Genomic DNA, 24,207 nt, shown 5'->3' on the forward strand with positions numbered 1-24,207 from the left:
GCGGGGACGAGCGCGCCGTGTTCGAGCCCATCGCCATCGTCGGCCGCGGGTGCGTCCTGCCGGGCGCGCTCCACCCCGCGGCCCTCTGGGACAACGTCCTCGCCGGCAGGGACCTCCTGTCCGCCGCCCCCGAGGGCCGCTGGCGGCTCTCGCGCGAGCGCGCGGTCGTCTGCGAGCCGCGCGCCCCGCACGGATCGCGCGACCTGCGCGACGTGAAGGACCGCGCGTGGAGCGACCGCGGCGGCTACGTCACCGGGTTCGACGAGCACTTCCGCCGCGTGCTCGCCGGCGACCCGTTCCCGCGGCGCGGCGGCCCGCCCGAGTCCCTGCTCGCGCTCGACCCGCTCTTCCAGTGGGTGCTCTACGCGGGCCGCGAGGCGCTCCGCGAGGCCGGCCACGAGGGCCCGTCCGACCGCGCGGGCGCCGTGCTCGGGAACCTCTCGTTCCCCTCGTCGGCGATGTCGGCGTGGGCCGAGGCGACGTGGCTCGGCGAGCTCGCCGGCGTCCCGCGGCCCGATCCGCGCAACCGCTTCATGTCGGGCCTGCCCGCGCACCTGCTCGCCGACGTGCTCGGCCTCGGGGCCGGGGCGTTCGCGCTCGACGCCGCGTGCGCGTCGTCGCTGTACGCGATCGCCCTCGCCTGCGAGCGCCTGCAGCGCCGCGAGGCCGACCGGATGCTCGCGGGCGCCGTGTGCCGGTCGGACGACCTCTTCATCCACATCGGGTTCTGCGCGCTCTCGGCCATGAGCCGCACCGGCCGCAGCCGCCCGTTCTCGTCGGCGGCCGACGGCCTCGTCCCGGCGGAGGGCGCGGCGTTCGTCGTCCTCGAGCGCCTGTCCGACGCCGAGGCCGCGGGCAAGCCCATCCTCGGCGTGATCCGCGGCGTCGGCCTGTCGAACGACGGCCGAGGCCGCGGCCTGCTCGCGCCGTCGGTCGAGGGCCAGCTCCGCGCGATGCGGGCCGCGTACGCGATGGCCGGCCTCGACCCGGCCGAGGTCTCGCTCCTCGAGTGCCACGCCACGGGCACCCCCCTCGGCGACGCGACCGAGATCGCGACGCTCACCGAGGTGTTCGGGCGCCGCGAGGTCCCGCTCGGCTCGCTCAAGTCGAACCTCGGCCACCTGGTCACGACGGCGGGCGCGGCCGGGCTGCTCAAGCTGCTCGGCGCGATGGAGGCGGGGATCCGCCCGCCGACGCTCCACGCGGATCCGCTGAGCGACGCGGTCGCCGCGAGCCCGTTCCGGGTGCTGCAGCGGGCCGAGCCCTGGGAGGGGCGGCGCCTCGCGGGCCTGTCGGCGTTCGGCTTCGGCGGCAACAACGCCCACCTCCTCGTGGACGCGTACGAGCCCGGCGCCTCCCGCGCCGGGGCGCGCGTCGGGGTGTCGCCCGCGGCGGCCGCGCGCCCCGGCGCACCGCGCGCGGCGTCCCCGGGCCCCGGCGCGCCGCCCGCGACCGCGAGCCCCGCCGCGGCGGGCCACCTCGCCGTCGTGGCGATGGGCCTGTCCGTCGGCGCCCTCGGCGGCGTCCGGGCGTTCGCGGAGGCGCTCCTCTCGGGCGGCGCCGCGGACCCCCGCCGCGCGACCGTCGCGCTGCCCGCCGATCAGCTCCGGTTCCCGCCGCGCGATCTCCAGCAGGCGCTCGCGCAGCAGACGCTGCTGCTCGAGGCGGCGATCGAGGCCACCGAGGGCCTCGCGCTGCCGCGCGATCGCACCGCGGTGCTCATCGGCATGGGCGCCGACACCGAGGTGTGCCGGTACATGGCGCGCTGGCGGCTCGCCGAGACGGCGCCGGCGCGCCTCGGGCCGTCGGTCGACGTCGGCGCGCTGCAGGACGCGGTGATCCCTGCGCTCCAGGCGGCGGGTGTCGTCGGCAACATGCCGAACATCCCGGCGAACCGGCTGAACAGCCAGCTCGACGTCGGCGGGCCGTCGTTCACCGTCGCGGCCGAGGAGCTCTCCGGGCCGTGGGCGCTGCGCCTCGCGGGGAGCGCGCTGCGCGCCGGCGCCGTGGACGCCGCGATCGTCGGCGCGGTGGACATGTCGTGCGAGCCCGCCCATGTGGCCGCGCTCGAGGCGCTCGGCGTCCGCTTGCCCCCCGGCGACGCGGCCGTCGTGCTCGTGATCGAGCGCCTCGACGACGCCGTCCGCCAGAAGCACCCGGTGCTCGCCGTCGTCGTCGACGAGCCGGCCGACCCCGGCCTCGTGCTGTCGGCCACGGACCTCGCGCCGCGGTTCGGCCACGCGCACGCCGCCTCCGGCCTTCTGCACGTCGCCGCCGCGGTGCTCGCCTGTCGTCATGCCCGCAGGCCCGACGGCGCGCCCTGGTCCGACGACGTCCGCGTCGCCGAGGTCCGCTGCGCCGGCCTCGGCGGCGGCTCGCTGTCGGTCCGCATCGGGGCCGGCGGTCCGCCTGCGCCCCTGCCGCCCCCGCGGCCCGCGAAGGGGCCGACGCTCACGTTTCCCGCCCACCCGCCGGCGATCGTCGTACCCGGCGCGGCCTCCTGCTCATCTCCCGGAGACTCCATGGAACCTGCGCCGCCTCTGCCGTCCGCCCTCGACGACCTGCCGCCGCTGTACCCCGGGCCCACGGGCTTCTCCGCCGCCGACGCGCCTCCGGCCCTGCCCCAGGACGAGCCGTCGCTGGCGGCGCCGGCGGCCTTCGCGCCGCCCGTCGCGGAGATCGCGTACGAGCCGCTGCACGGGGTGGAGGCGATCGTCGCGTCGCGCGTCGCGGACGTCGAGCGCGGGCCGCTGCACGTGGCGGACGCGATCGTCGCGCCGCCTGCGCCGGGCATCCCGGGCGACGTGATCGCCGGCGCGGCGGCGTTCACCGTCCAGCTCGCGCAGCTTCACAGGGAGTGGATAGAGCAGCAGGCCCAGGTCCACGGCCGCTTCCTGCAGGTGCGGCAGCGCGCGCTGGACGCGCTCGTCCAGGCGTCGTCGGGCGCGGTCGCCGTCGCGCCGGCTGCCCATGCGGTGCCTGTCTCGCACGTCGCGCCGCTCCGCGCCGAGGCGCCGCGCCCGGTCGAATCGCCGCGTCCCATCGCGGCGCCACAGCCTGCGCCCGTCGTCGAATCGCCGCGCGTCGCCCGCGCCGAGCCGCCGCGCCCCATCGCTGCGTCGCCGCAGCCAGCGCCGCGCCCCGTCGAGCCGCCGCGCCCCGCCGCTGCGCCGCGGCCAGCGCCGCGCCCGGCCGAGCCGCCGCGCCCCGTCGCTGCGCCGCAGCCAGCGCCGCGCCCCGCCGCGCCCCCCGCGGCGTCCGCCCTCGCCCCGAGGGGCCCCCGGTTCAGCCGCGAGCAGCTCGAGCAGCTCGCCTCGGGCCGGATCTCCGACGTGTTCGGCCCGCTGTTCGCGCGGCAGGACGGCTACCGCCGCCAGGTGCGCATGCCCATGCCGCCGCTGCTGCTCGCCGATCGGGTCACCGGCATCGACGCCGAGCCCGGCTCGATGAAGCTCGGCACGATGTGGACCGAGACCGACGTGCGGTGGGACTCCTGGTACCTGCACGACGGCGCGATGCCGGCCGGCATCATGATCGAGAGCGGCCAGGCCGACCTCTTGCTCATCAGCTGGCTCGGCGCGGACTTCGAGAACCGGGGCGAGCGCGTCTACCGGCTGCTCGGCTGCGAGCTCACCTTCTACGGCGGCCTGCCGCGCCCGGGCGACACGCTCGTCTACGACATCCACGTCGACGGCCACGCGAAGCACGGCGACGTCCGGCTGTTCTTCTTCCACTACGACTGCCGGATCAACGGCGAGCTGCGGCTGAAGACGCGCAAGGGCCAGGCCGGCTTCTTCACCGACGAGGAGCTCGCGAACTCCGGCGGCGTCCTCTGGGACGCGGAGACCGCCGAGCACGCGACGGCCGCCCGCCTCGATCCGCCGCGGATCGCGTGCCAGAAGTCCGCGTTCGATCGGGCCGACCTCCTCGCGTTCGCGGCCGGCGACGGCGCCGCGGCGTTCGGCCCCGGCTTCGAGCGCCTGCGCACCCACGTCCGCACGCCGCGGATCAGCGGGCCGCCGATGCTGTTCTTCGACCGCGTCGACGCGTTCGACCCGGCCGGGGGGCCGTGGAAGCGCGGCTATCTGAGGGCCACGCTGCCGATCACGAAGGACGGCTGGTTCTTCGAGGGCCACTTCAAGGACGACCCGTGCATGCCGGGCACGCTCATGTTCGAGGGCTGCTTCCAGGCGCTCGCCTTCTACATGGCGGCGATGGGCTTCACGGTGGACGCGGACGGCTTCCGCTTCGAGCCCGTGCCCGAGATCCCCTACCTGCTCCGCTGCCGCGGCCAGGTGGTCCCGACGAGCCGGCTGCTCACGTACGAGGTCTTCGTCGAGGAGGTCCACGACGGCCCGCACCCCACCGTCTACGCCGACTTCCTGTGCACGGTCGACGGGCTCAAGGCGTTCCACGCCCGCCGCGTGGGCCTGCGCCTGAGCCCCGACTGGCCGCTCACGAGCCACCCCGAGCTGCTCGACGGCCACGTCGAGCCGAAGCCTGTCGCGCGCGTCCCCTGGTCCGAGCTGGGCGCCGCGGCGCCGTCCGAGGCCGCGGCGCTGGACGGCGCCGACGCCGCGCGCGCGGGCGGCTTTCCGTTCGACTACAGGAGCCTGCTCTCGTGCGCCTGGGGCCGGCCGTCGGACGCGTTCGGCCCGCTGTACCGCAGGTTCGACGGGGGCCAGCACGTCGCCCGGCTCCCGGGGCCGCCGTACCACTTCATGAGCCGGGTCCTCTCGGTCTCGAGCCCCATGGCGGCGATGAAGGCCGGCGCGCGGGTCGAGGTCGAGTACGACGTCCCGGAGGACGCCTGGTACTTCGACGAGAACGCGAGCCTCACGATGCCGTTCGCTGTGATCCTCGAGGCCGCGCTCCAGACGTGCGGCTGGCTGGCGAGCTACGTCGGCTGCGCGCTCTCGTCCGAGAGCGCGCTCTACTTCCGCAACCTTGACGGCAAGGGCACGCTCCACGCCGAGGTCCTGCCGGCGCCGGCCGGCGGCGCGCTGCGCACGACGTCGCAGCTCACGAGCATCTCGCGCTCGAGCGGCATGATCATCCTGGCCTTCCGGGTGGAGTGCAGCGTCGGCGGCGCCCGCGTGTACGACCTCGAGACGGTGTTCGGCTTCTTCCCGAAGGCCGCGCTCGCGACGCAGGTCGGGCTCCCGCCGAAGCCCGAGGAGCTCGCCGCGCTCGAGGCGCCGTCCGATTTCGAGGTCGACCTCCGCGCGCGCCCCGCGCGGTACTGCGGCGGCAAGCTCGGGCTCGCGCGGCCGTCGCTGCTGATGATCGACCGCATCGACGGCCTGTGGCCGTCCGGCGGCCGGAAGGGCCTCGGCCGCGTGCGCGCCCAGCGGGACGTCCACGCGTCGGAGTGGTTCTTCAAGGCGCATTTCCACGGAGATCCGGTCCAGCCCGGCTCGCTCGGCATCGAGGCGATGCTGCAGACGATCCAGTTCTGGATGCTCCACAACGACCTCCACGCGGGCCTCGGCGATCCGCGGTTCGAGCCGGTGATGACCGGGCACGAGCACGCCTGGCGCTACCGGGGCCAGGTGCTGCCGGGCAGCCGGCGGGTGACGGTCGAGACCGACATCCTCGAGGTCGGCCGCGACGACCGCGGGCCGTACGTCATCGCCGAGTCGTACCTCTGGGTGGACGGCCTGCGCATCTACGGCGCGACGCTCGGGGTGCGGATCGTCGACGGCGCCCCGCCGCGCGCGCGGCGCGACGTGGGCTTCGACGTGCGCGGGAGCGCGCGCCACCTCGCGTCGCTCCCGGGCGCCGTCAACCGGAGCGCCCGGTCCCGGGATGCCGCGGCGTCGCCCGCGGGTCGCGCTGTGGCGTCGCCGGAGGCCGCGGGGCGCCCCGCGGCCTCGCTGCAGGCCGACGACGCCGAGGAGGTGCTGGATCCGGACGGGTGGGTGGCCGATCACCGCCCCACCTGGACGCTCCCGGCGCTCCCCGGGATGAGCATGGTCGACAGGCTGGCCGGCGCCGCCCTGCGGGCGCGCCCGGGCAGCGTTGTCGTGGCCGTGGAGGACGTGGTGGTCCAGCGCTGGCTGCCCGTGCCGGGGCCTGTGCGCATCAAGGCCGAGGTCAGCGGCTCCGGCGATGTCCTCGACGTCCGGCTCCTCGCGTGGCGCGAGGCCTCGAACCCGGCGCTCTCGCGGTTCGAGCCCGTGTGCGCCGGCCGCGTGCGCGTGGCCGGCGCGTACCCGCCCGCCCCTCTGCCGGAGCCGGCGCTCGACGCGCCGGAGGCCGACGACCCGTACGCGGCGGGCACGCTGTTCCACGGCCCGGCGTTCCAGTACCTGACCGCGCTGCGGCTCGGCGCGCGCGGCGCGTCGGCGACGCTCGACCCGCGCAGGGGCTCGGTCCCGCCCGGGGCGCTGCACCAGGGCATGCTCGACGCGCTGACGCACACGATCCCGCATGATCGGCTGTTCCTGTGGGATCCGGAGAGCCCGCCGGCCCACATCGCCTTCCCGTCGCGCGTCCCGTCGCTCCGCCTCTTCGGGCCGGCGCCCGAGGGCCCGGTACGCGTCGAGGTGCGCTACGAGGGCCGCGACGATCGCTTCGTCTCGTTCCGGATCCAGGCCGTCGCGCAGGCCGGGCCCACGGCCGACGCCGGCGCGGAGGCAGCGGCGCGGGCCGGCGCGGCGCCCGCGGGAGAGCGCGTCTGGCTCGAGCTCCGCCTCGTCGAGGTGCTGCTCCCGCAGGGCTCCGTCGGCGGCGCGCCTCCCGGGATCCGCCGGGCGTTCCTTCGCGACCGCGCGCCGGTCGAGCTCGGCGTCTCGCGCGTCGACCCGGCGTCGGGCGAGGCGCGCTGCGGCCCCGCGGACGTGCGCACGATGGACTGGATGCCGGGCACGGTGGCGCAGCTCTACGCCGCGTCGGGCGATCTCGTCGAGGCGGCGGCCGTGAAGGATCACGTCGCGCGCCGCGCGGGCGTTCACCCGTCGACCGTGTCGCTCGCCGGGATCTCCTCCGCGCAGCCGCTGACGCGCTGGCCGTTCGCGGTGGCGCGCGAGGGCACCGAGGTCGTCGTCCGCGCCGCCGGCGCGCCCGCGATCGACCTCGAGCCGGTCCGCCGCTACTGGGGCGCGACCATGGGCCTCGGCCGCTGGCCCGCGGAGGACCTGTATTTCGGCCTGATCGAGCGCTTCATCCGCCGCGTCCACGTCGCCGACCCGGCGGCCTTCGGCGCCGTGAAGGGCCGGAGCCTGCTCTACCTGGGCAACCACCAGGTCGGCGTGGAGTCGCTGCTCTTCGGCATCGCCGTCTCCGGCCTCACCGGGGTCTCCACGGTCACGCTGGCCAAGGCCGAGCACCGGACGACGTGGCTCGGCACGCTGCTCGCGCACTGCTTCACGTACCCGGGCGCGCGCGATCCGAAGGTGATCACGTACTTCGATCGCGAGGACAAGGCGTCGCTCGGGACCATCATCGCCGAGCTCGGGGCCGAGATGCAGGGGGCCGGCAAGGGGGTGATGGTGCACGTCGAGGGCACGCGCTCGATCGAGTGCCGCACGCCCGTGCGCAAGATGAGCGGCGCGTTCATCGACATGGCGCTCGCGGTGGGCGTCCCCGTGGTGCCTGTGCGCTTCTCCGGCGCGCTGCCGCCGGAGCCGCTCGATCGGCGGCTCGAGTTCCCGCTCGGCATGGGCGTGCAGGACATCTGGATCGGCCGCCCGCTGCTGCCCGAGGAGCTCGCGGGGCTGACCTACAAGGACCGCAAGGAGCTCGTGATCAGCGGCATCAACGGGCTCGGCCCGAGCAACGAGGTCGAGCAGCCGTTCCCCGGGGATCCCGCGTTCGCGGCGTCGGTGGACGCCTGGATGGCCGAGGCGGGCGTCGGGCACGAGGACGCGACGATCTTCCGGGTGCTGGAGGCGTGCGCCGACCCGACGCCCGAGACGGCCGCGATCCTCGAGGCCGCGCGCACCGGGCGGCTCGTCCCGCCCGACGCGCGGCGCGCCGACTGGCTTCGGAAGCTGGCGGCGCGGCTCATCGGGAGGCGGCTCGTGGGGTGAGCCCGGCCGGCTCTCCCCGCACCCCGGAAGGTGCCTTGAAGAGATCGTCAGCGCTCGTCGCGACCCAGTACCCCCGCAGGCGCTTGTCGGCGCTCGAAGAAAGCTGAGATGGACCACGGATTGTGGACGACCTGCTCGCCGGAGACGTCGCCGTTGTACCAGGCCAGCGCGTCGCACGAGCCGTGCTCCTTCGCCCGCCGATCGAGGAGCGCCTCGGCCTCGGTGAAGCCAAAGCAGGTGTTGAGCGCCGGCGCGCCCATCAGCGCGGCGAGCCGCCAGCGCGGCAGGCGGCCGGACCGCCGTCTTCCCGCTTGATCGCGCCGCGACGCGGGAGATACCCTCCGCGCATGCGCCGCCTGGTCTCGTGCGTCTTCCTCCTCTCGTCGTTCGCCTTCGCGCCCGGGTGCGCGACCTACACGCAGGACCTCGACCGCGCCCGCGGCCATTACGAGGCGAACCGGTTCGAGCAGGCGCTGGCGCTGTTCCGCGTCCTCGAGCACGATATGGATTCGTTCTCGATCCCGGAGCGGGCGCGGTACGCGTACCTGCGGGGCATGACGGACTACCGCCTGGCCGATCTCGCGCCGCAGGGCACCGGGGTCGCCGATCCGCGCAAGGGCTACCGCGACAACGCGCGCCACTGGCTCGGGCTCGCCGCGGCGATCGAGAAGCAGACCCCCGGCAGCATCAGCAGCGAGCAGAAGAACCGGCTCAACGAGACGCTGGCGGACCTCAACCGCGACGTGTTCGGCGGCGCCGAGGCGCTGCCGGAGGGCGACGCAGCGTCCGGCGCGGCGCCGCAGGCCGACGCTCCCGCGACGGCGCCTGCGGATGCGCCGGAGCCGCCCGCGCCGACGCTCTGATCTCCACGGGCGCTTCCGCGCGCACGCTGGCCTCCGCGGCCCTCGCGAGAAGCGCCGCTCCGCCACCACGCGCTGTGGCCTGCCGCGTGCGCGCCGGACGCCACTGCGTGCCTCGGGCTGCGTGGGGTCCTGGTGCCGGGCGCTGTGTGCGCGCTGGGCACCTCTGCGAGCCGGGCCGGGGGGCCGCTGCGGGCCTCGCGCTGGGCGCTGCGTGCTCGCCCGGCGCCGCGTGCGCGCCTCGGGCTACGTCGCGCCGCAGGAGCGCGCCGGATGGGCTGGACAGGGGATGAGGGGGAAACGAACGGGCGGGGCGCCGTGCGCGGCGCTCGGGATCGCGGGTCAGCCTGGTTGCGCTACGACAACCTTCGGCGCAGGGCCTCGATCTCGTCCTTCGCTGCGAGCTTGTGTTTCTTGAGCTGGGCTGCCTCTATCCTCTCCCCGGGTGTCAGGAAAGCCCGTCGACCCAGCTGCCTGAGGCGCGAGTCGAGCTCGCGGTGACGCGCTTCGGCCAAGCTCAGCCGCTGCTCCGTGCCGATTGCCGTCACCGTGCGAGGAGAGACGATTTGATGCTTCATGTACCCACCTCCAAGGTCCCACAAGGGAGCCGTGATGCCTTCGAGGGCCCACAACAGAAGCCCTCGTCCTGATCGTCGCTGGAGAGGAGATCGCCGCTGACCGCGCTACGAGCCGCGACAACGGCCTGTTGAACGAAGGCGAGATTACCGCATCGTGCGGCCCCGATGCAGCCTTTTGTCGGGGGGTACGACCCTCCCTTTCCACAAAAATATCGGCTGGATACAGGAATCGCCGTAGGCGCACAGCCATCCACCTTCGTTCCGGACGGCCAGGCTCCGATCTCCGTCCAGGCACCAGCGGAACAACCTCGGACGTGCGGCTATCCTTCCCCGGCATGTCGAGTTCCTGCTTCACCCCGGTCGCTGCCCTGGCCCTCGCGGTCGTTCTGGGCGGATGCACATCCGAGGCCACGTCTCCGGTCCCGGCGCGGTCGCCGCAGCCTTCCTCGGCGCGGGGGCCGGTCGAGCTCGCGCCTGTCGTCGTGTCGCCCTACTCGGACGCCGAGCTCGCGGCGGAGTTCGAGCGGGCGCGCGCGCTGCTCCTGGCCGACAAGGCGCGCGAGGCGGCCCCGCTCTTCGACCGGCTCGTCCGCCTGTCGCCCGACGGCGAGGTCGCCCCTCCGAGCCTGTTCAACGCGGGGATCGCGCACGACGCGCTCGGCGACCGCGCGCTCGCCGCCGAGCGTTACCGCGAGGTCGCGCGGCGCTTTCCGGACCACCCGGTCGCGCGCGGCGCCCTCTTCCGGCTCGCGCGCGCCGCCGCCTACCTCGAGCGGTGGCCCGAGCTCGTCGAGGTGTCGCGCGCCCTGCTCCGCGTCGGCGACCTGACCGTGCTCGAGGCCATCGAGGCGCGCGGCGCGCTCGCGCTCGGCCTCGTCGAGCAGGACCTCGTCGACGAGGCGGCGCGCCAGGTCGCCGTCGCGCGCGATCTCATCGAGGCGCACCGGCTCGGCGAGTCGGGCAAGCCGCCGATCGAGCTCGCGCAGGTGAGCTTCGCGCTCGGCGAGGTGCGGCGGCGCCGGAGCGAGGCCATCACCTTCGTGCCGGTGCCGGCGAGCTTCGCCGACGCGCTCGAGCGGCGCTGTCAGGGGTTGCTCGACGCCCAGAGCGCCTACACCGAGGCCATGCGTAGCCTCGACGCCCACTGGTCGGCGATGGCGGGCTACCGCATCGGGCAGCTCTACAAGGAGCTCCACCGCGACGTGATGCAGGTCCCGCCGCCGCCGAGCGCCGACACCCCGAAGAAGAAGCAGCTCTTCGAGGGGGCCATGCGCCTGCGCTACCGCGTGCTCCTGGAGAAGGGCCAGAAGATGCTCGCCGGCACCGCGCGCATGGGGGACCGCACCGGCGAGTCGTCCGCGTGGGTCCTCCGGGCGCGCGACGCGCAGCGCGAGATCGAGCTCGCGCTCGCCGACGAGCGGGCGGCGCTCGCGCGGCTCCCGTTCACCGAGGCCGAGCTCTCGGCGGCGCTCGACGCCCTGAAGACGGAGCCGCCGAAGAGGCCGTAAGGTGCGCTGACGAGCGCTGACGAGCGCTGATGAGCGCGGGACGGCGCGAGCGGCTCAGTTCAGCTTCGGCTCGCACCCGAAGAGCACGTTGAGCTCGGCCCGCACCTCGGCCTGGACCGCCGAGCACGACGCGGGGCAGAGGATGATCTTCTGCGGGAGCTCCTCGTCATCGTAGTACCACCCCGGCCCGGCGCCGCAGTCGGCTTCGTCGTCGGCCTTCGGGATCTCCAGCTCTCCGGAGGTCCCGGGCGCCAGCTTCACGGCGACGCGGGTCTTGTCGAGGGTCGCGCCCTCCGGCGGATCGGGGATGAGGAGCTCGCACGGCAGGGCCGACGCGCGGATCTCGGCCATCTTCGCCGAGAAGGCGCTCACATCCGCGGTGACATCGAACGCGCGCGCCGTCCCGCCGGCGGCGGCGATCTGGTCCAGGTTGGAGAGCGTCGAGCCCTCCACGGCGATGACGTAGGTCTGGACGCCGTTGTAATTGAGGGCCCGCTGCGCGAGCTCCGCGGTATCCGCGACGGTGTTGTTCGCGCATCCGGACGGGTCGCCGTCGGTCGCGAGCACGACGATCACCTTGTGGGACGGGTTCGCGTCCTTGTAGGCGGTCGCGTTCGACAGCACCCCCTGGAGGGCGGGGCGCATGGGCGTCCCGCCGCCCGGCGCCGTCCTCCGGATGGAGGCGGTGAGGTCCTGCGTGTGAAGCGGCAGCTCGCCGATCTCGACAGCGAGCTCGTCATAGGTCTCGTGCTCGCAGTCGTTCAGGCCGTTGTTGCCGCGCGGGAAGTAGGTCAGCCCCACGTTCATCCCGGCGGAGGCGGCGTCGTTGACGAACGTCGAGATCGCGCTCGTCACGCCGCTCCATTTCGCGCCGAGCATGCTGCCGGAGCGGTCGAGCAGGACGAGCATATCGAGCGGCAGGAGCGTGGCCGCCGCGCTCGTCTGGGCGCAGGAGGCCCCCTCGTCGAAGCCGCCCTCGCCGGTCGCGCCGTACCCTCCCTGGCCGAGCGACGGGTCTCCGGCCGCGTTGCTCGGCCCGAAGGAGCCGCCGCCGCCGCTCTCGGTCTCCTCCGGAGGGGCGACCCCCGGAGGCCGCCTCCCGTCCTTCGCCTCGTCCGTTGCCGCGCAGCCGCCCGACTGGGCTGCCATCCCGGCGGCGACGAGGAAAGGCGCAAACACGAAATGACGTCGGACGGACATCTCTCTGCTCCTCTGGAAATTGATGCGACGTGGCTCGCGGGCGCGAGGGCTCCACGCGCGAAGTGGTCTGTCTGTCGAGGGAAGCCGAGCTCCAGACGCTCTCGTCAGCATACCGCAATACTCGATGAAGGGGCGATAGGGGCTCTCCGGTTTGTTGGGCTTCTTGGTCTCGTGCTGTCGTTGGTGTCGTTGGTGTCGTTGGTGTCGTTGCTGTCGTTGCTGTCGTTGGTGTCGTTGGTGTCGTTGCTGTCGTCGCTCTCGCCGCTGTCGCTACTCTCGTCTTTCTTTCGCGCTTCTCACCCTTCTCACTCGTGCCCTTCTCACTCCTCCCGTCGCACGCACCCCGCGCATCGCGCGCACCCGGCGCATGGCTCGCGCCTCGCTCGCCTCGTCATCGGCGGTCGTCGGCGCTCGTCCACGTCTGCGCTGACCGTTCCGGGTGCTCGCGCGCCCGAACATCATGGTTCCTTGCGCAGGCGAGAAGAACGCGTAATTCCCACGAGGTGCGTCACGCTTGCTGGAAAGAGGCGAACATGACTAGGTGGATTCCATGGGTACTTTCCGCTGTCGCCCTGACGGATCTCGGCTGTTCGACCGCGACGTCCGCGGGGGGCTCGGGCGCGACGGGGGAGGGGGGCGCCGCCGCGGCGCCGCCCGTCTCGAGCGGAGGGGGCGGGGCCGGCGCTCCGTGCGAGATCGACTGCGCGCTCGTCCCGGTCCCGCAGTGCATGACGGCCGTGTGCAACGAGGCGACGAGGAAGTGCGAGCTGGTGCCGAGCGCGGGTGGGGAGCCGTGCGACGACAGGGACTCCTGCACGGTCGGCGAGACCTGCTCGGACGGTCTCTGTCAGGGCGGCGCGCCGGAGGACTGCGGCCTCACGCCGGACGCCTGCCACGTGGTCACCTGCGCTGACGCGGGCGGCGCTCCCCGGTGCGGGATGGTGCCGAAGGAGAACGGGTCGCCGTGCTCGACGGAAGATCGCTGCGTCCTCAACGCGGCCTGCATGGACGGCGCCTGTGTCGGGACGCAGCGGGATTGTTTCTTCTTCCAAGTTCCTGACTCCTGTCATGTCGGCGCGTGCAATCCGGCCACCGGTGCGTGCGAGGCGGTCCCGGGGAACGACGGGGCTCCGTGCGCGGACTCCGGCGATCTCTGCATGGTCGGCAAGGCCTGCCAGGGCGGCCGCTGCGAGGGCGGCGTCCCCAAGGACTGCAGCGCGCTGAGCGTCGGGTGCAACCATGGCGCCTGCGATCCCGGATCTGGCAATTGCTATGCTGAACCGATCGCGCCGGGCGACGCCTGCCTCTCCGGGACCGACGAGTGCAACCGTGGTGTCTGTGACGAGAGCGGCGCCTGTATTTCCATCCCCACCCCCGGCGCTTCGTGCCCTTCACAGACCGAGGGCTGCACGCGCGGCATCTGCAGCGACGACGGGGTGTGCACGGCGCGCCCGGTCCCCGACGGGGGCGGCTGTGCGGACGGCGACTGGTGCACCGTGGGGGAGTCGTGCCTGGCCGGCGTCTGCCAGGGCGGCGGCGCCGCGGCGACGCCGACGGTTTACTTCCGGGATACGTTCGAGAGCAACGCGTCCGGGTGGGAGCTCGGTCCGACCTGGCAGATCGGCGCGGCGACCGCGTCTTCCGGGCAGACCTACGGGCACGCCGACCCGGCGCTCGATCATACGACGACCTCGGACAACGGGGTGGCCGGCGTGGTCATCGGAGGGAACGCGCCCCTCGGCGTTCACCCGTACTTCTACATGACGAGCCCCGTCATCAACGCCGATGTCGCGGGCGGCGTGTACCTGACGTTCTGGCGTTTCCTGAACAGCGATGAGTCACCCCACATGACGAATCGCGTCGAGGTCTACAACGGCGTCCGCTGGGAGGTGCTCTACGAGTCGGGCGCGTACCCCGGCGTCCGCGACGCGGCCTGGACGAAGATCCGCTACGACCTGACCCCCCACAAGAGCGCCAATCTGCGGATCCGCTTCGGCTACGCGATCGATCGGGACTCCTTCGTCGACACGGTGTCTGGCTGGAACATCGACGACGTGGAGATCGCGAACGCCGCTTGCCCCTGACGCGGACGGCGCGGACCGCGCGGCCCCCGCGGCGCGAGGGCGCGCTGCAGAGGTGCACAGCGGGCGCGAAGACACGAGAGCTCCCGCGCCTCGGCGACCGGCCCGCCGTCCTCGACTCGATTCATCGAGCCATCGACGTCCGCCTCACCGCTCCACGATCGGCCCGAGCGCCGCGACGATCGCGCGCGAGACCCCCTCGACCTCGCCGTCCCCGTCGATGTGGATGACGCGGTCCCCCGGCACGAGCTGCTCCGCCCGCCGGTACGCCTCCGCGAGCCGCGCCTGAAGCTCGGTCTGCTCGAACAGCTCCTCTGCGCCCCCGCGCGCGCGGCGGCGCCGCTCGGCGATCTCCGGCGCCACGTCGATCACGACGGTGACGTCGGGCCTCCGCGCGTGGCGGTTGAGCTCCCGGATCCATTGAACGATCTTCCCGGGGTCCCCCTCTCCGCCGGCCGCCGTCGTCGACTGGTACGCGAGGCTCGACAGGTCGTAGCGATCCGAGATCACGACGTACCCGTCGCGGAGGAGCGGCTCGACCTCGGCGCCGAGGTGGTCGAGGCGGTCGGCCGAGAAGAGCAGCGCCATCACCTCCGCCTGCCGGGCGCTGGGCAGCGAGACCCGGTGGGTGAGCATCAGCCGGAGGAGCGAGCCCACGGGCCCGCTGCTCGGCTCGCGCGTGACGCGGACCATGCGCCGCGCCGCCCTGAGGTGCGCGGCGTAGCGCTCGGCCTGCGTGCTCGTGCCCGCGCCGTCGATGCCCTCGAACACGATGAAGACGCCGCGCCGGGACTCGGCCGGGGGGCGCGACGACGGCGCGGCGGCCTCCCTGTCTGAGCTCGCCGTCATCCGCCGGCCTCCTCGCCCGCCCCCGCGATGGGCGGCGCGTCCTCCCCGAGCACGACGTTGTCGATGAGGCGCGCCGACCCGAGGCGCACGGCGACCGCCAGGAGCGCCCGGTCGCCGACCGCCGCCTCGCCGCTCCAGATCGCCAGCGACTCCGGGTCGGCGAGGTCCACGTAATCGATGCTCGTCGCGACGGCCGCGAGGCGCGCGCGCACAGGCTCGAGCAGCGCGGCGGGGCGCCGCTCGCCGCGGGCGAAGGCGCGGCACGCGTCGGTGAGGGCGAGCGGGATGGCGCGCGCCGCGCTCCGCTGCTCGGGCGAGAGGTAGGCGTTGCGCGACGACATGGCCAGGCCGTCGGGCTCGCGCACGGTCGTCGCCCCGACGACCTCGACGGGCAGGAACAGGTCGGCCGCGAGCCGGCGGATCACCTGGAGCTGCTGGTAGTCCTTGCGGCCGAAGACGGCGACACACGGGCCGGCGAGCGCGAACAGCTTCGTGACCACCGTGGCGACGCCCTCGAAGTGAACGGGCCGGTGGACGCCGCAGAGCGGGGCCGCGGTCGCGCCGACGCGCACGCGCGTCTCCTCGCCGGGCGGGTACATCGCCGCGACGTCGGGCGCGAACACCCCGGAGGCGCCGGCCCCCTCGCACGCGGCGCGGTCGCGCTCGAGCGTCCGCGGGTAGCGCGCGAGGTCCTCGCCCGCGCCGAACTGCGTCGGGTTGACGAAGATGGTCACGGCCACGAAGTCCGCTCTCCGCCGCGCCTCCGCGATGAGCGCGAGGTGGCCCGCGTGGAGCGCGCCCATCGTCGGGACGAGGCCGACGCGGCGCCCCGCCGCGCGCGCCCGCTCGCAAGCGAGCCTCAGCTCGCCCGGATGTCGCCAGAATTCCATGAGCGGACCCTATCAGACCTGGGATAAAATCGAAGCTTCGCCATGAGTGACGTTCCCTCCTCCACAGACACAACCCTCGCCTCCGGCTCCAGCTCCGGTGATGACGCGAACGCCGCTCAGGTCGCCAGGCCCGGGGCAGGCGACGCGGCCGGCGCGAGATCGGGAGGGAGCGCCGCCCCGTCGAGCGGCCCCGTGTCGATACCGGCGCCGGTCGCCTCGGGGCCGATCCCGATCGAGGGCGACCCGTCGCAGTACCTGAACCGGGAGCTCTCGTGGCTCGAGTTCAACGCCCGGGTGCTGGCGGAGGCGCGATCCCACGAGGTTCCGCTGTTCGAGCGCCTCAAGTTCCTCAGCATCTTCTTCTCCAACCTCGACGAGTTCTTCATGGTCCGCGTCGCGGGCCTCCAGGCGCAGACGCAGCGCACGATCGCGGAGGTCCCGCCGGACGGGCTCACGCCCCACGAGCAGCTCGTGGCCATCGGCACGCGGGTCCACGCGCTCGTCGACGACGCTTACCAGATCTGGAACTCGGACCTGATCCCGGCGCTCCGGCGCGCCGGCATCGTCATCGTCCGGCCGGACGAGCTCGATCCGCCCGAGCTCAGCGCCCTCGACGACAGGTTCCGCACCGACATCTTCCCGATCCTCACGCCGATCGCCATCGATCCGGGGCACCCGTTCCCGCACCTGCGCAACAAGATGATCAACCTCGGGATCATGTTCTCCCGGGAGCACGAGGCGCAGGAGCCCGGCTTCGCGGTCATCCAGGTGCCGCCGATGCTGAGCCGGCTGATGCGGGTCCGCGTGGAGGGCGCGACGCGCGCGTTCGTCCTGCTCGAGGACGTCATCGCGCGGCACGTGAAGGACTTCTTCCCCTCGGGCAGGCTGCGCGGGACGTATCCTTTCCGGGTCACCCGGAACTGGGATCTCGAGATCGACGAGGAGGAGGGCGAGGACCTCCTGGAGACGATCCAGGCCGAGCTCCGCCGCCGCGATCGCGGCAACGCCGTGCGCCTGGAGATCGGCATCGGCGAGGGCGCCGGCACCTCGGTCCAGCGGCTCTGCCGCGCGCTCAAGGTCGACGCCTCGCTCGCCGTGTACCGGGTGCCGGGGCCGCTCCACATCGCCGACCTCATGGGCATCGTCGCGGACGACGAGCGCCGCGAGTACCGCGACGAGCCGTTCTCGCCGCAGGTCCCGACGCTCTTCCGGGACGTCGAGGACATCTTCGCCGTCATCCGGGAGCAGGACGTGGTCCTGCACCACCCGTACGAGTCGTTCAATCCCGTCGCCGAGTTCGTCTCCCGCGCGGCCGACGACCCGAACGTCCTCGCGATCAAGCAGACGCTCTACCGGACCGGCGGCGACTCGCCGATCCTGAAGGCGCTCGCGCGCGCGGCCGAGAGCGGCAAGCAGGTCACGGCCATCGTCGAGCTGAAGGCGCGCTTTGACGAGGCGAGCAACATCCAGTGGGCGCGGATGCTCGAGCAGAGCGGCGTGCAGGTGATCTACGGCCTGCTCGGGCTGAAGACGCACGCGAAGGCGCTGCTCGTCGTGCGGCGGGAGAAGGACAGGCTGCGCCGCTATGTGCACCTCTCGACGGGCAACTACAACCCGCAGACGGCGCGGCTCTACACCGACATCGGCCTGTTCACGGCGAACCGGGAGATCGGCGAGGACATGACGTCGTTCTTCAACCTGCTGACCGGCTACAGCGCGCCGCCCAAGTGGAACCGCCTGCTCGTTGCGCCGCTCGGCCTGCACGAGGCGGTGCTCGGGTTCATCGCGCGCGAGGCGGCGCACGCGCGGGCCGGCCGCAAGGCGGAGATCGTGGCGCAGATGAACGCGCTCGTGGACGTCGACGTCATCGACGCGCTCTACGCGGCGTCGCAGGCCGGGGTCGACATCAAGCTCGCGGTGCGCGGCATCTGCTGCCTGCGTCCGGGCATCCCCGGGCTGTCGGAGCGGATCCAGGTGCGCGCGATCGTCGACCGCTTCCTCGAGCACAAGCGGCTGTTCCGCTTCGCGAACGGCGGCAACGAGGAGATCTACATGTCGAGCGCCGACTGGATGCCGCGCAACTTCCACCGGCGCGTGGAGCTGATGATCCCGATCATCGAGCCTGCGATCCGCGCGCGTGTGGAGGACATGCTGAACACCGTGATGTCCGACACGGCGAAGACGTGGGAGCTGGCGAGCGACGGCAGCTACCACAAGCTCCAGGTGCCCCCCGGCGCCGCCCCGCTGCGGTCGCAGCAGCGCTTCATCGAGCTCGCGCGCGAGCGGGTGAAGCACAGCGATCCGCTGGCGCGCGGCGGCGGGCGCTTCCACATCCTCCGCATGCCCGCGAGCATTTCGGACGGGGAGTCGCGCCGCAAGGGCATGAAGAAGAAGAAGAGCGTCCCCTGAGGGGTTTCGCCTGGCCGGCGCCGGAAGCGTCGGGAGGGGCGCGTCGGGGCCGCTTCCGCGCGCCGGCAGCCGCTTCCATGCGCGGGCAGCCGCTTCCGCGCGCCGGAAGCGGAGCGGGAGCCGGCGAACGGATCAGAACCGCGTCTGCAGCGTGGCGGAGCCGGGGCCGAGCGAGAGCGTGGTCTGGGTCTGCGCCTTGGGTGCCTCGTCCGTGGCCGGCACCTTCTTGCCGCCGATGATCCAGAGCGGGATGCCCACGGCGAGCATGATGCCGCCTGCCACGGAGACGAGCGCGCCAGCGACCTGGCGGGGCCCGTCGTTGCGCGTCTCGCAGATGTCCGTGCTGCCCGCGATATCGCAGTAGACCTCGTAACGCTCGCTCGCCGAGGCGAGCAGGGCGCTCCCGGCGAAGAACGCGACGGTGCCGCCGGCGGTGAGCGCGATGCCGCCCAGCATCAGGCTCGGGTTCTTTCGCTTGAGCGGGACCGGCGGCGGGGCTGGCGGGAGCTCCGCCCCGGCCGGCGGATAGCCTGGCGGGGGCGGGTAGGCGCCGCCATACGGCGCGTAACCGCCCTGATAACCCGGCGGCGGGTAGCCGGGCGGCGGGTAGCCTGGTGCCCCCGGAGAGGCGTGTGGCGGTGCGGGGTAGGGGGCCGCCGGGTAGGGGGCCGCGGGGTAGGGGGCCGCGGGGTAGGGGGGCGTGGCGCCGGGCGGCGGCATCGCAGCGCCGGCGGGCGGCGCGGGGGGAGCGCCGCCGGGCTGCGGCGCGGCGGCCGGTGACGGGGCGGCAGGCGGCGCCGCGGCGGCAGGCGGCGCCGCGGCGGCAGGCGGCGCCGCGGCGGCCGAAGGCGCCGCGGCGGCCGAAGGCGCCGCGGCGGGCGGCGCGGGCGACCCCGCGGCCGGCTGTCGTTGCGGCGGCGGCTGCGCGACCGCCGTGGCCGCGGTGAGGAGGCCGGACAGCGCGACGCCGATCGGCAGGGCGAGCGCCCGCCCTCCGAGGAGCGGCGCGCGGCGCGGCGTTCCCGCGCCGGGCAAGGCAATCAAGCGAAGCATCTCGGGCGTCCTTTCATCGCGGCGGTTTCGATCCTTCTACGGGGTCTCGGCGGGCCCCTGCGCCGGCTGCTTTGCTGGCGTGGCGTCTGCCGGCGGCGTTGCTCCGGCCGGGGGTGCTCCGGTCGTCCCGGCCGTCGGCGTCGCTCCCGCCGTCGGCGTCGCTCCCGCCGCCGGCGTCGCTCCCGTCGTCGGCGTCGCTCCCGCCGTCGGCGTCGCTCCCGCCGTCGGCGTCGCTCCGGCCGATGGCGCGGGTGCAGAAGGCACGGCGCCCGGCTTCGCCGCCCGAGAAGGCCTCTTCGGTGTCGCGGCGCCAGCCGCCCCTGATGCAGCGCTGGTCGCTTCACGCGGCGCAGCGCTGGTCGCTTCACGCGGCGCAGCGCTGGTCGCTTCACGCGGCGCAGCGCTGGCCGCCGCGCGCTGCGAGGCCGCAGCGCTCGCCGGCGCACCCGCGGTCGATTCCGCGGTGACGATCGTGGGGGGCGACGAATCGACGGGAGGTCGGGCCGGCAGTTCGCCCGACGCCGCCGGCGCAGCGGGCACCGCGCTCGATGGCTCCTCTCCAGCGCGCTCCCGCGGCAACGGAGCCGCGCTGGCAGGCTCGGCCATCGCGCGTTCCGGGGCGCGGGGAGACTGCGCGGCGAAGACGATCACCGCGGAGAGCGCCACGACGCCCAGGAAGATCAGGAGCACGTCTCTCCCCGTCTTCGCCCGCGCGCCCACGCCGCGCGCCCGCACGGCGTGGGCCGCCTTCGGCGCGACGGCGTCGCGCGCCCGCGCGGCGTGGGCCGCCTTCGGCGCGACGGCGTCGCGCGCCGCCGTGGCCTTCGGCGCGATGGCACCGCGCGCCCGTGCACGGGACGCCTCGTCGCCGCGCCCGCTCGCCGTGGGTTCGGTCCGCGCCCCGGCGGGTCGTCGTTCCGTCGCCTCGTCGCCCGGATCGCTCTGCGACGATGGCGCCGCGACCGCCGTGTCCGCGCGGGACACAGCGCCCGGCGCGACGCCGTGCTGCGGCGCCTTCCGCCGGCTTTCTCTACGCTGGGCGCGTGAAAGCTTCTTGGCCACGCAGCGACCGTACCGAACAGCAGCCGGGCCGCCAAGAGCCGCCCGCGCGCGCCCGCGTTCGCTTCGTGCCGCGCCCGGCCGCGGCTCGAGCTCGCGCGCGCATCGCGAGCACCGGCGCCCGCGCGACAGCGCCTCGCTGCGCGTCGTCCACGAGCACGCAGCGTGCGCCCCCGCGTCGCGCGGGTAGAATCACGCCGAAGACACGTGTAAAGGAGGCGGGAAGCACGCGGCACAGCCGCGCGCAGACGCATCCAGCATGAACGGGTGTGGTCCCTCTTGACAGGGTTCTGCTCCTGGGTATCCTGCGCGTCCCCATCCCTCAGGTGGAAATCCGCGTCACTATGCCGACCATCAGCCAGCTCATCCGCCAAGGCCGCGAGGCCGCCCGCTACAAGACGGCCTCTCCTGCGCTCAAGTCCTGCCCGCAGCGGCGAGGCGTGTGCGTACGTGTTTACACCACGACGCCGAAGAAGCCCAACTCGGCGCTCCGCAAGGTCTGCCGCGTCAGGCTGAGCAACCAGATGGAAGTGACCAGCTACATCCCGGGCGAAGGTCACAACCTGCAGGAGCACTCGGTCGTCCTCATCCGTGGAGGCCGCGTGAAGGACCTGCCGGGCGTGCGTTACCACGTCGTCCGCGGCACGCTCGACGCCTCCGGCGCCGCCGGGCCGAGCTCCACGAACAAAGCGAACCGCAACCGCAAGCGCTCGAAGTACGGCGTGAAGCGCCCGAAGGCCTGACCGGGCGATAGCCGAGCAGAGGAACGAAGATGCCCCGTCGTCGCGAAGTCCCGAAGCGGAAGATCATTCCGGACCCGAAGTACAAGGACAAGCTCGTCGCCAAGTTCACGAACTCCCTGATGCTCTCGGGCAAGAAGGCGACAGCCGAGGGGATCCTCTACGGCGCGTTCGACATCGTGCGCGACCGCTTCAAGGAGGAGCCGATCGACGTCTTCCGGAAGGCGCTCGACAACGTGAAGCCGAAGCTCGAGGTCAAGAGCCGGCGCGTCGGCGGCGCGACCTACCAGGTCCCCGTCGAGGTCCGGCCCGAGCGTCGCGTCGCGCTGGCGATGCGCTGGCTCGTGACCTACTCGCGCGGCCGCGGCGAGAAGACGATGCGCGAGCGGCTCGCCGCCGAGCTCGTCGACGCGGCGCAGAACCGCGGCAACGCGGTCAAGAAGCGCGACGACACGCACAAGATGGCGGAGGCCAACAAGGCGTTCGCCCACTACCGGTGGTAGGTGACGAGGCCGCCAGCGCAGATCATGGATCTGCGCTGGTTCGTCCATTTCACCGTCCGGTTCACGTCCCGGTGACCAGGCGAGGAGACGCGTAGAGCGAGATGGCACAGTCGACATAAGGATCGGGTTACAGAGCCGGTCTTCACGAGGGAGCGCGACAGCGCTCGCCGTCGCGAGACCTGAAAAAGCTGCTGCTGTACCCCGACACCCTCTCCAGGTTCAAGTGCCCGCCACAACAGCGGTGGGCCGGGCTGGAGAGGGTGTTTTGCATCCTGAGTCCGGAACACTCACCCCACGCATCAACACGACGGAGAAGGAACAGTGGCACGCGAGTACAGCCTGGAACGGACGCGCAACATCGGGATCATGGCCCACATCGATGCGGGCAAGACCACGGTCACCGAGCGCATCCTTTATTACTCGGGTGTCAACTACAAGCTCGGCGAGGTCCACGAGGGCGCGGCCACGATGGACTGGATGGTCCAGGAGCAGGAGCGCGGCATCACGATCACGTCCGCCGCGACGAACTGCTTCTGGTCGCCGGTGCAGGGACCCCAGAAGGGCGTCTCCCACCGCATCAACATCATCGACACCCCCGGCCACGTCGACTTCACCATCGAGGTCGAGCGCAGCCTGCGGGTGCTCGACGGCGCCGTGGCGGTGTTCGACGGCGGCAACGGCGTCGAGCCGCAGAGCGAGACGGTCTGGCGGCAGGCGGACAAGTACGGGGTCCCGCGGATCGCGTTCATCAACAAGATGGACAAGATCGGCGCCGACTTCGACATGTGCGTCGACTCCATCCGCGAGCGCCTCGGCGCGACCCCGGTGGCGATCCACTACCCGCTCGGCGCGGAGGACTCGTTCCGCGGCGTCATCGACCTCGTGACCCTCCGGGCCGCCGTCTTCGACGAGGAGTCGAAGGGCCAGAACATCGACTGGCAGGAGATCCCGGGGGACCTCCTCCCCCGATGCAAGGAGCTCCGGGAGAAGCTCGTCGAGGCATGCGCCGACGCGAGCGACAAGGTGATGGAGAAGTTCATCGCCGGCGAGCTCGACAAGATCACCGAGGAGGAGATCCACGGGGCGCTCCGCGCCGGCACCCTGAGCTTCAAGTTCGTCCCGGTCCTGTGCGGCTCGGCGTTCAAGAACAAGGGCGTCCAGCTCCTGCTCGACAGCGTGGTGAACTACCTGCCTTCGCCGGTCGACATCCCGGCCGTCGAGGGGACGCTGCCCGACAAGAAGGACAAGGTCGTCGCGCGCAAGGCGAGCGACGACGAGCCGTTCGCGGCGCTGGCGTTCAAGATCATGAACGACCAGTTCGGCAACCTCACCTTCTTCCGCGTCTACTCCGGCACGACGAAGAGCGGCGTCAGCGTGCTCAACTCGACCCGCGGCAAGCGGGAGCGGTTCGGGCGCATCCTCCGCATGCACGCGAACAAGCGCGAGGAGATCGACGTCTGCTACGCGGGCAACATCTACGCCGCCGTGGGGCTCCGCGACACCCGCACGGGGGACACGCTCTGCGACGAGAAGCACCCGATCGTGCTGGAGCGGATGGAGTTCCCGGACCCGGTGATCTCGATCGCGATCGAGCCGAAGACGAAGGTCGATCTCGACAAGCTCGGGCTGAGCCTGCAGAAGCTCGCCTACGAGGATCCGTCGTTCCGTACCTACACGAACGAGGATACGGGGCAGACGATCATCGCCGGGATGGGCGAGCTCCACCTCGAGATCATCGTCGACCGCCTGAAGCGCGAGTTCAAGGTCGACGCCAACGTCGGCAAGCCCGAGGTCGCCTACCGCGAGACGATCTCGAAGAAGGCGACCGACGTGGAGGGGCGCTTCGTCCGGCAGTCGGGCGGTCACGGCCAGTTCGGCCATGTCCGGATCGACATCGAGCCGGCCGAGCGCGGCGCGGGCTTCGTGTTCGAGAACGACATCGTCGGCGGCATCATCCCGAAGGAGTTCATCCCCTCGATCGAGAAGGGCATCCGGGACGCGATGGGCCGCGGCGTGCTCGCGGGCTACCCGGTCGTCGACATCAAGGTGCGGCTGCACTTCGGCAGCTACCACGAGGTCGACTCCTCGGGCCCCGCGTTCGAGGTCGCCGCGTCGATGGCCTTCCAGGAGGGCGCCAAGCGGGCGGGCCTCGTGCTCCTCGAGCCGATGATGGCCGTCGAGGTCGTGTCTCCCGAGAACTACCTCGGGGACGTCATCGGAGATCTCAACTCGCGACGTGGCCGCATCCTCGACATGGGGCAACGCGCGAACACCCGGGTGATCCGAGCGGAGGTCCCGCTCGCCACCATGTTCGGTTACGCGACCGACGTCCGTTCCAAGACGCAGGGCCGCGCGACCCATTCGATGCAGTTCTCTCATTACGCACCGGTTCCAGCAGCGATCCAGGAAGAGATCGTCGCCAAGCAGCGAGGTTAAAGAAGACG

14 protein-coding genes are annotated in these 24,207 nt (G+C 73.0%); 8 read left to right on the forward strand and 6 right to left on the reverse strand.

Annotated features, from left to right (window positions below):
- Positions 1-17: 17 nt before the first annotated feature.
- On the forward strand, positions 18-8,033 hold the full coding sequence (locus tag WMF24_RS04580; protein ID WP_437735121.1) for a beta-ketoacyl synthase N-terminal-like domain-containing protein: 8,016 nt from the start codon (positions 18-20) through the stop codon (positions 8,031-8,033).
- Positions 8,034-8,080: 47 nt separating this feature from the next.
- On the opposite strand, the gene WMF24_RS04585 is transcribed toward WMF24_RS04580, so the two are convergent.
- Positions 8,081-8,293 carry a hypothetical protein gene (locus WMF24_RS04585; RefSeq protein WP_437735122.1) on the reverse strand — a complete coding sequence of 71 codons (213 nt, stop codon included), beginning with the start codon at positions 8,291-8,293 and terminating at the stop codon, positions 8,081-8,083.
- Between the two features lie 87 nt (positions 8,294-8,380).
- On the opposite strand from WMF24_RS04585, the gene WMF24_RS04590 reads away from it, so the two are divergent.
- Entirely contained in the window at positions 8,381-8,896 is a 516-nt protein-coding gene (locus tag WMF24_RS04590; protein ID WP_437735123.1) for a hypothetical protein, read from the forward strand.
- A 353-nt stretch (positions 8,897-9,249) separates the two neighbouring features.
- Here WMF24_RS04590 and WMF24_RS04595 read toward each other — a convergent pair whose 3' ends face one another.
- Positions 9,250-9,471, reverse strand: a complete 222-nt coding sequence (locus WMF24_RS04595) for a DUF465 domain-containing protein (RefSeq protein WP_437735124.1) — start codon at positions 9,469-9,471, stop codon at positions 9,250-9,252.
- A 335-nt stretch (positions 9,472-9,806) separates the two neighbouring features.
- Here WMF24_RS04595 and WMF24_RS04600 point away from each other — a divergent pair, with 335 nt between their 5' ends.
- A complete protein-coding gene (locus WMF24_RS04600) occupies positions 9,807-10,979 on the forward strand; it encodes a tetratricopeptide repeat protein (protein WP_437735125.1) in 1,173 nt (390 codons plus the stop codon).
- Positions 10,980-11,033: 54 nt separating this feature from the next.
- Here WMF24_RS04600 and WMF24_RS04605 read toward each other — a convergent pair whose 3' ends face one another.
- Positions 11,034-12,179 carry a vWA domain-containing protein gene (locus tag WMF24_RS04605; RefSeq protein WP_437735126.1) on the reverse strand — a complete coding sequence of 382 codons (1,146 nt, stop codon included), beginning with the start codon at positions 12,177-12,179 and terminating at the stop codon, positions 11,034-11,036.
- 533 nt (positions 12,180-12,712) lie between these two features.
- Here WMF24_RS04605 and WMF24_RS04610 point away from each other — a divergent pair.
- A complete protein-coding gene (locus WMF24_RS04610) occupies positions 12,713-14,263 on the forward strand; it encodes a hypothetical protein (protein WP_437735127.1) in 1,551 nt (516 codons plus the stop codon).
- Positions 14,264-14,407: 144 nt separating this feature from the next.
- Here the strand turns inward: WMF24_RS04610 and tmk are convergent, their stop codons facing one another.
- On the reverse strand, positions 14,408-15,109 hold the full coding sequence (gene tmk, locus WMF24_RS04615) for a dTMP kinase (protein ID WP_437735128.1): 702 nt from the start codon (positions 15,107-15,109) through the stop codon (positions 14,408-14,410).
- Positions 15,106-15,999, reverse strand: coding sequence for a pantoate--beta-alanine ligase (gene panC, locus WMF24_RS04620; protein WP_437735129.1), 894 nt, complete (start codon positions 15,997-15,999; stop codon positions 15,106-15,108). Before panC ends, tmk begins: the two co-directional genes overlap by 4 nt.
- Before the next feature lie 192 nt (positions 16,000-16,191).
- Between panC and ppk1 the strand changes: the two genes are divergently transcribed.
- Complete coding sequence (gene ppk1, locus WMF24_RS04625) at positions 16,192-18,408, forward strand: polyphosphate kinase 1 (RefSeq protein WP_437735130.1); 2,217 nt, start codon at positions 16,192-16,194, stop codon at positions 18,406-18,408.
- Between the two features lie 132 nt (positions 18,409-18,540).
- Here ppk1 and WMF24_RS04630 read toward each other — a convergent pair whose 3' ends face one another.
- On the reverse strand, positions 18,541-19,461 hold the full coding sequence (locus WMF24_RS04630) for a hypothetical protein (RefSeq protein ID WP_437735131.1): 921 nt from the start codon (positions 19,459-19,461) through the stop codon (positions 18,541-18,543).
- 1,403 nt (positions 19,462-20,864) lie between these two features.
- Here WMF24_RS04630 and rpsL point away from each other — a divergent pair.
- The 3 genes from rpsL to fusA all read left to right on the forward strand — a co-directional run bounded on the left by rpsL (position 20,865) and on the right by fusA (position 24,199).
- The gene (gene rpsL, locus WMF24_RS04635; RefSeq protein ID WP_129356460.1) at positions 20,865-21,263 is read left to right on the forward strand and encodes a 30S ribosomal protein S12; all 399 of its coding nucleotides are present in this window, start codon (positions 20,865-20,867) and stop codon (positions 21,261-21,263) included.
- Positions 21,264-21,292: 29 nt separating this feature from the next.
- On the forward strand, positions 21,293-21,763 hold the full coding sequence (gene rpsG, locus WMF24_RS04640) for a 30S ribosomal protein S7 (RefSeq protein ID WP_129345492.1): 471 nt from the start codon (positions 21,293-21,295) through the stop codon (positions 21,761-21,763).
- Positions 21,764-22,084: 321 nt separating this feature from the next.
- Positions 22,085-24,199, forward strand: coding sequence for an elongation factor G (gene fusA, locus WMF24_RS04645; protein WP_437735132.1), 2,115 nt, complete (start codon positions 22,085-22,087; stop codon positions 24,197-24,199).
- Positions 24,200-24,207: the final 8 nt, after the last annotated feature.

It is taken from the genome of Sorangium sp. So ce1335 (genome assembly GCF_051521615.1).
Classification (GTDB): Bacteria; Myxococcota_A; Polyangia; order Polyangiales; family Polyangiaceae; genus Sorangium.

Bases quoted from the DNA above. Each gene is read 5' to 3' on its own strand.
- WMF24_RS04585 (WP_437735122.1), bottom strand. From the start codon at position 8,293: ATGGGCGCGCCGGCGCTCAACACCTGCTTTGGCTTCACCGAGGCCGAG.
- WMF24_RS04590 (WP_437735123.1), top strand. From the start codon at position 8,381: ATGCGCCGCCTGGTCTCGTGCGTCTTCCTCCTCTCGTCGTTCGCCTTC.
- WMF24_RS04595 (WP_437735124.1), bottom strand. From the start codon at position 9,471: ATGAAGCATCAAATCGTCTCTCCTCGCACGGTGACGGCAATCGGCACG.
- WMF24_RS04600 (WP_437735125.1), top strand. From the start codon at position 9,807: ATGTCGAGTTCCTGCTTCACCCCGGTCGCTGCCCTGGCCCTCGCGGTC.
- WMF24_RS04605 (WP_437735126.1), bottom strand. From the start codon at position 12,179: ATGTCCGTCCGACGTCATTTCGTGTTTGCGCCTTTCCTCGTCGCCGCC.
- WMF24_RS04610 (WP_437735127.1), top strand. From the start codon at position 12,713: ATGACTAGGTGGATTCCATGGGTACTTTCCGCTGTCGCCCTGACGGAT.
- tmk (WP_437735128.1), bottom strand. From the start codon at position 15,109: ATGACGGCGAGCTCAGACAGGGAGGCCGCCGCGCCGTCGTCGCGCCCC.
- panC (WP_437735129.1), bottom strand. From the start codon at position 15,999: ATGGAATTCTGGCGACATCCGGGCGAGCTGAGGCTCGCTTGCGAGCGG.
- WMF24_RS04630 (WP_437735131.1), bottom strand. From the start codon at position 19,461: ATGCTTCGCTTGATTGCCTTGCCCGGCGCGGGAACGCCGCGCCGCGCG.
- rpsL (WP_129356460.1), top strand. From the start codon at position 20,865: ATGCCGACCATCAGCCAGCTCATCCGCCAAGGCCGCGAGGCCGCCCGC.
- rpsG (WP_129345492.1), top strand. From the start codon at position 21,293: ATGCCCCGTCGTCGCGAAGTCCCGAAGCGGAAGATCATTCCGGACCCG.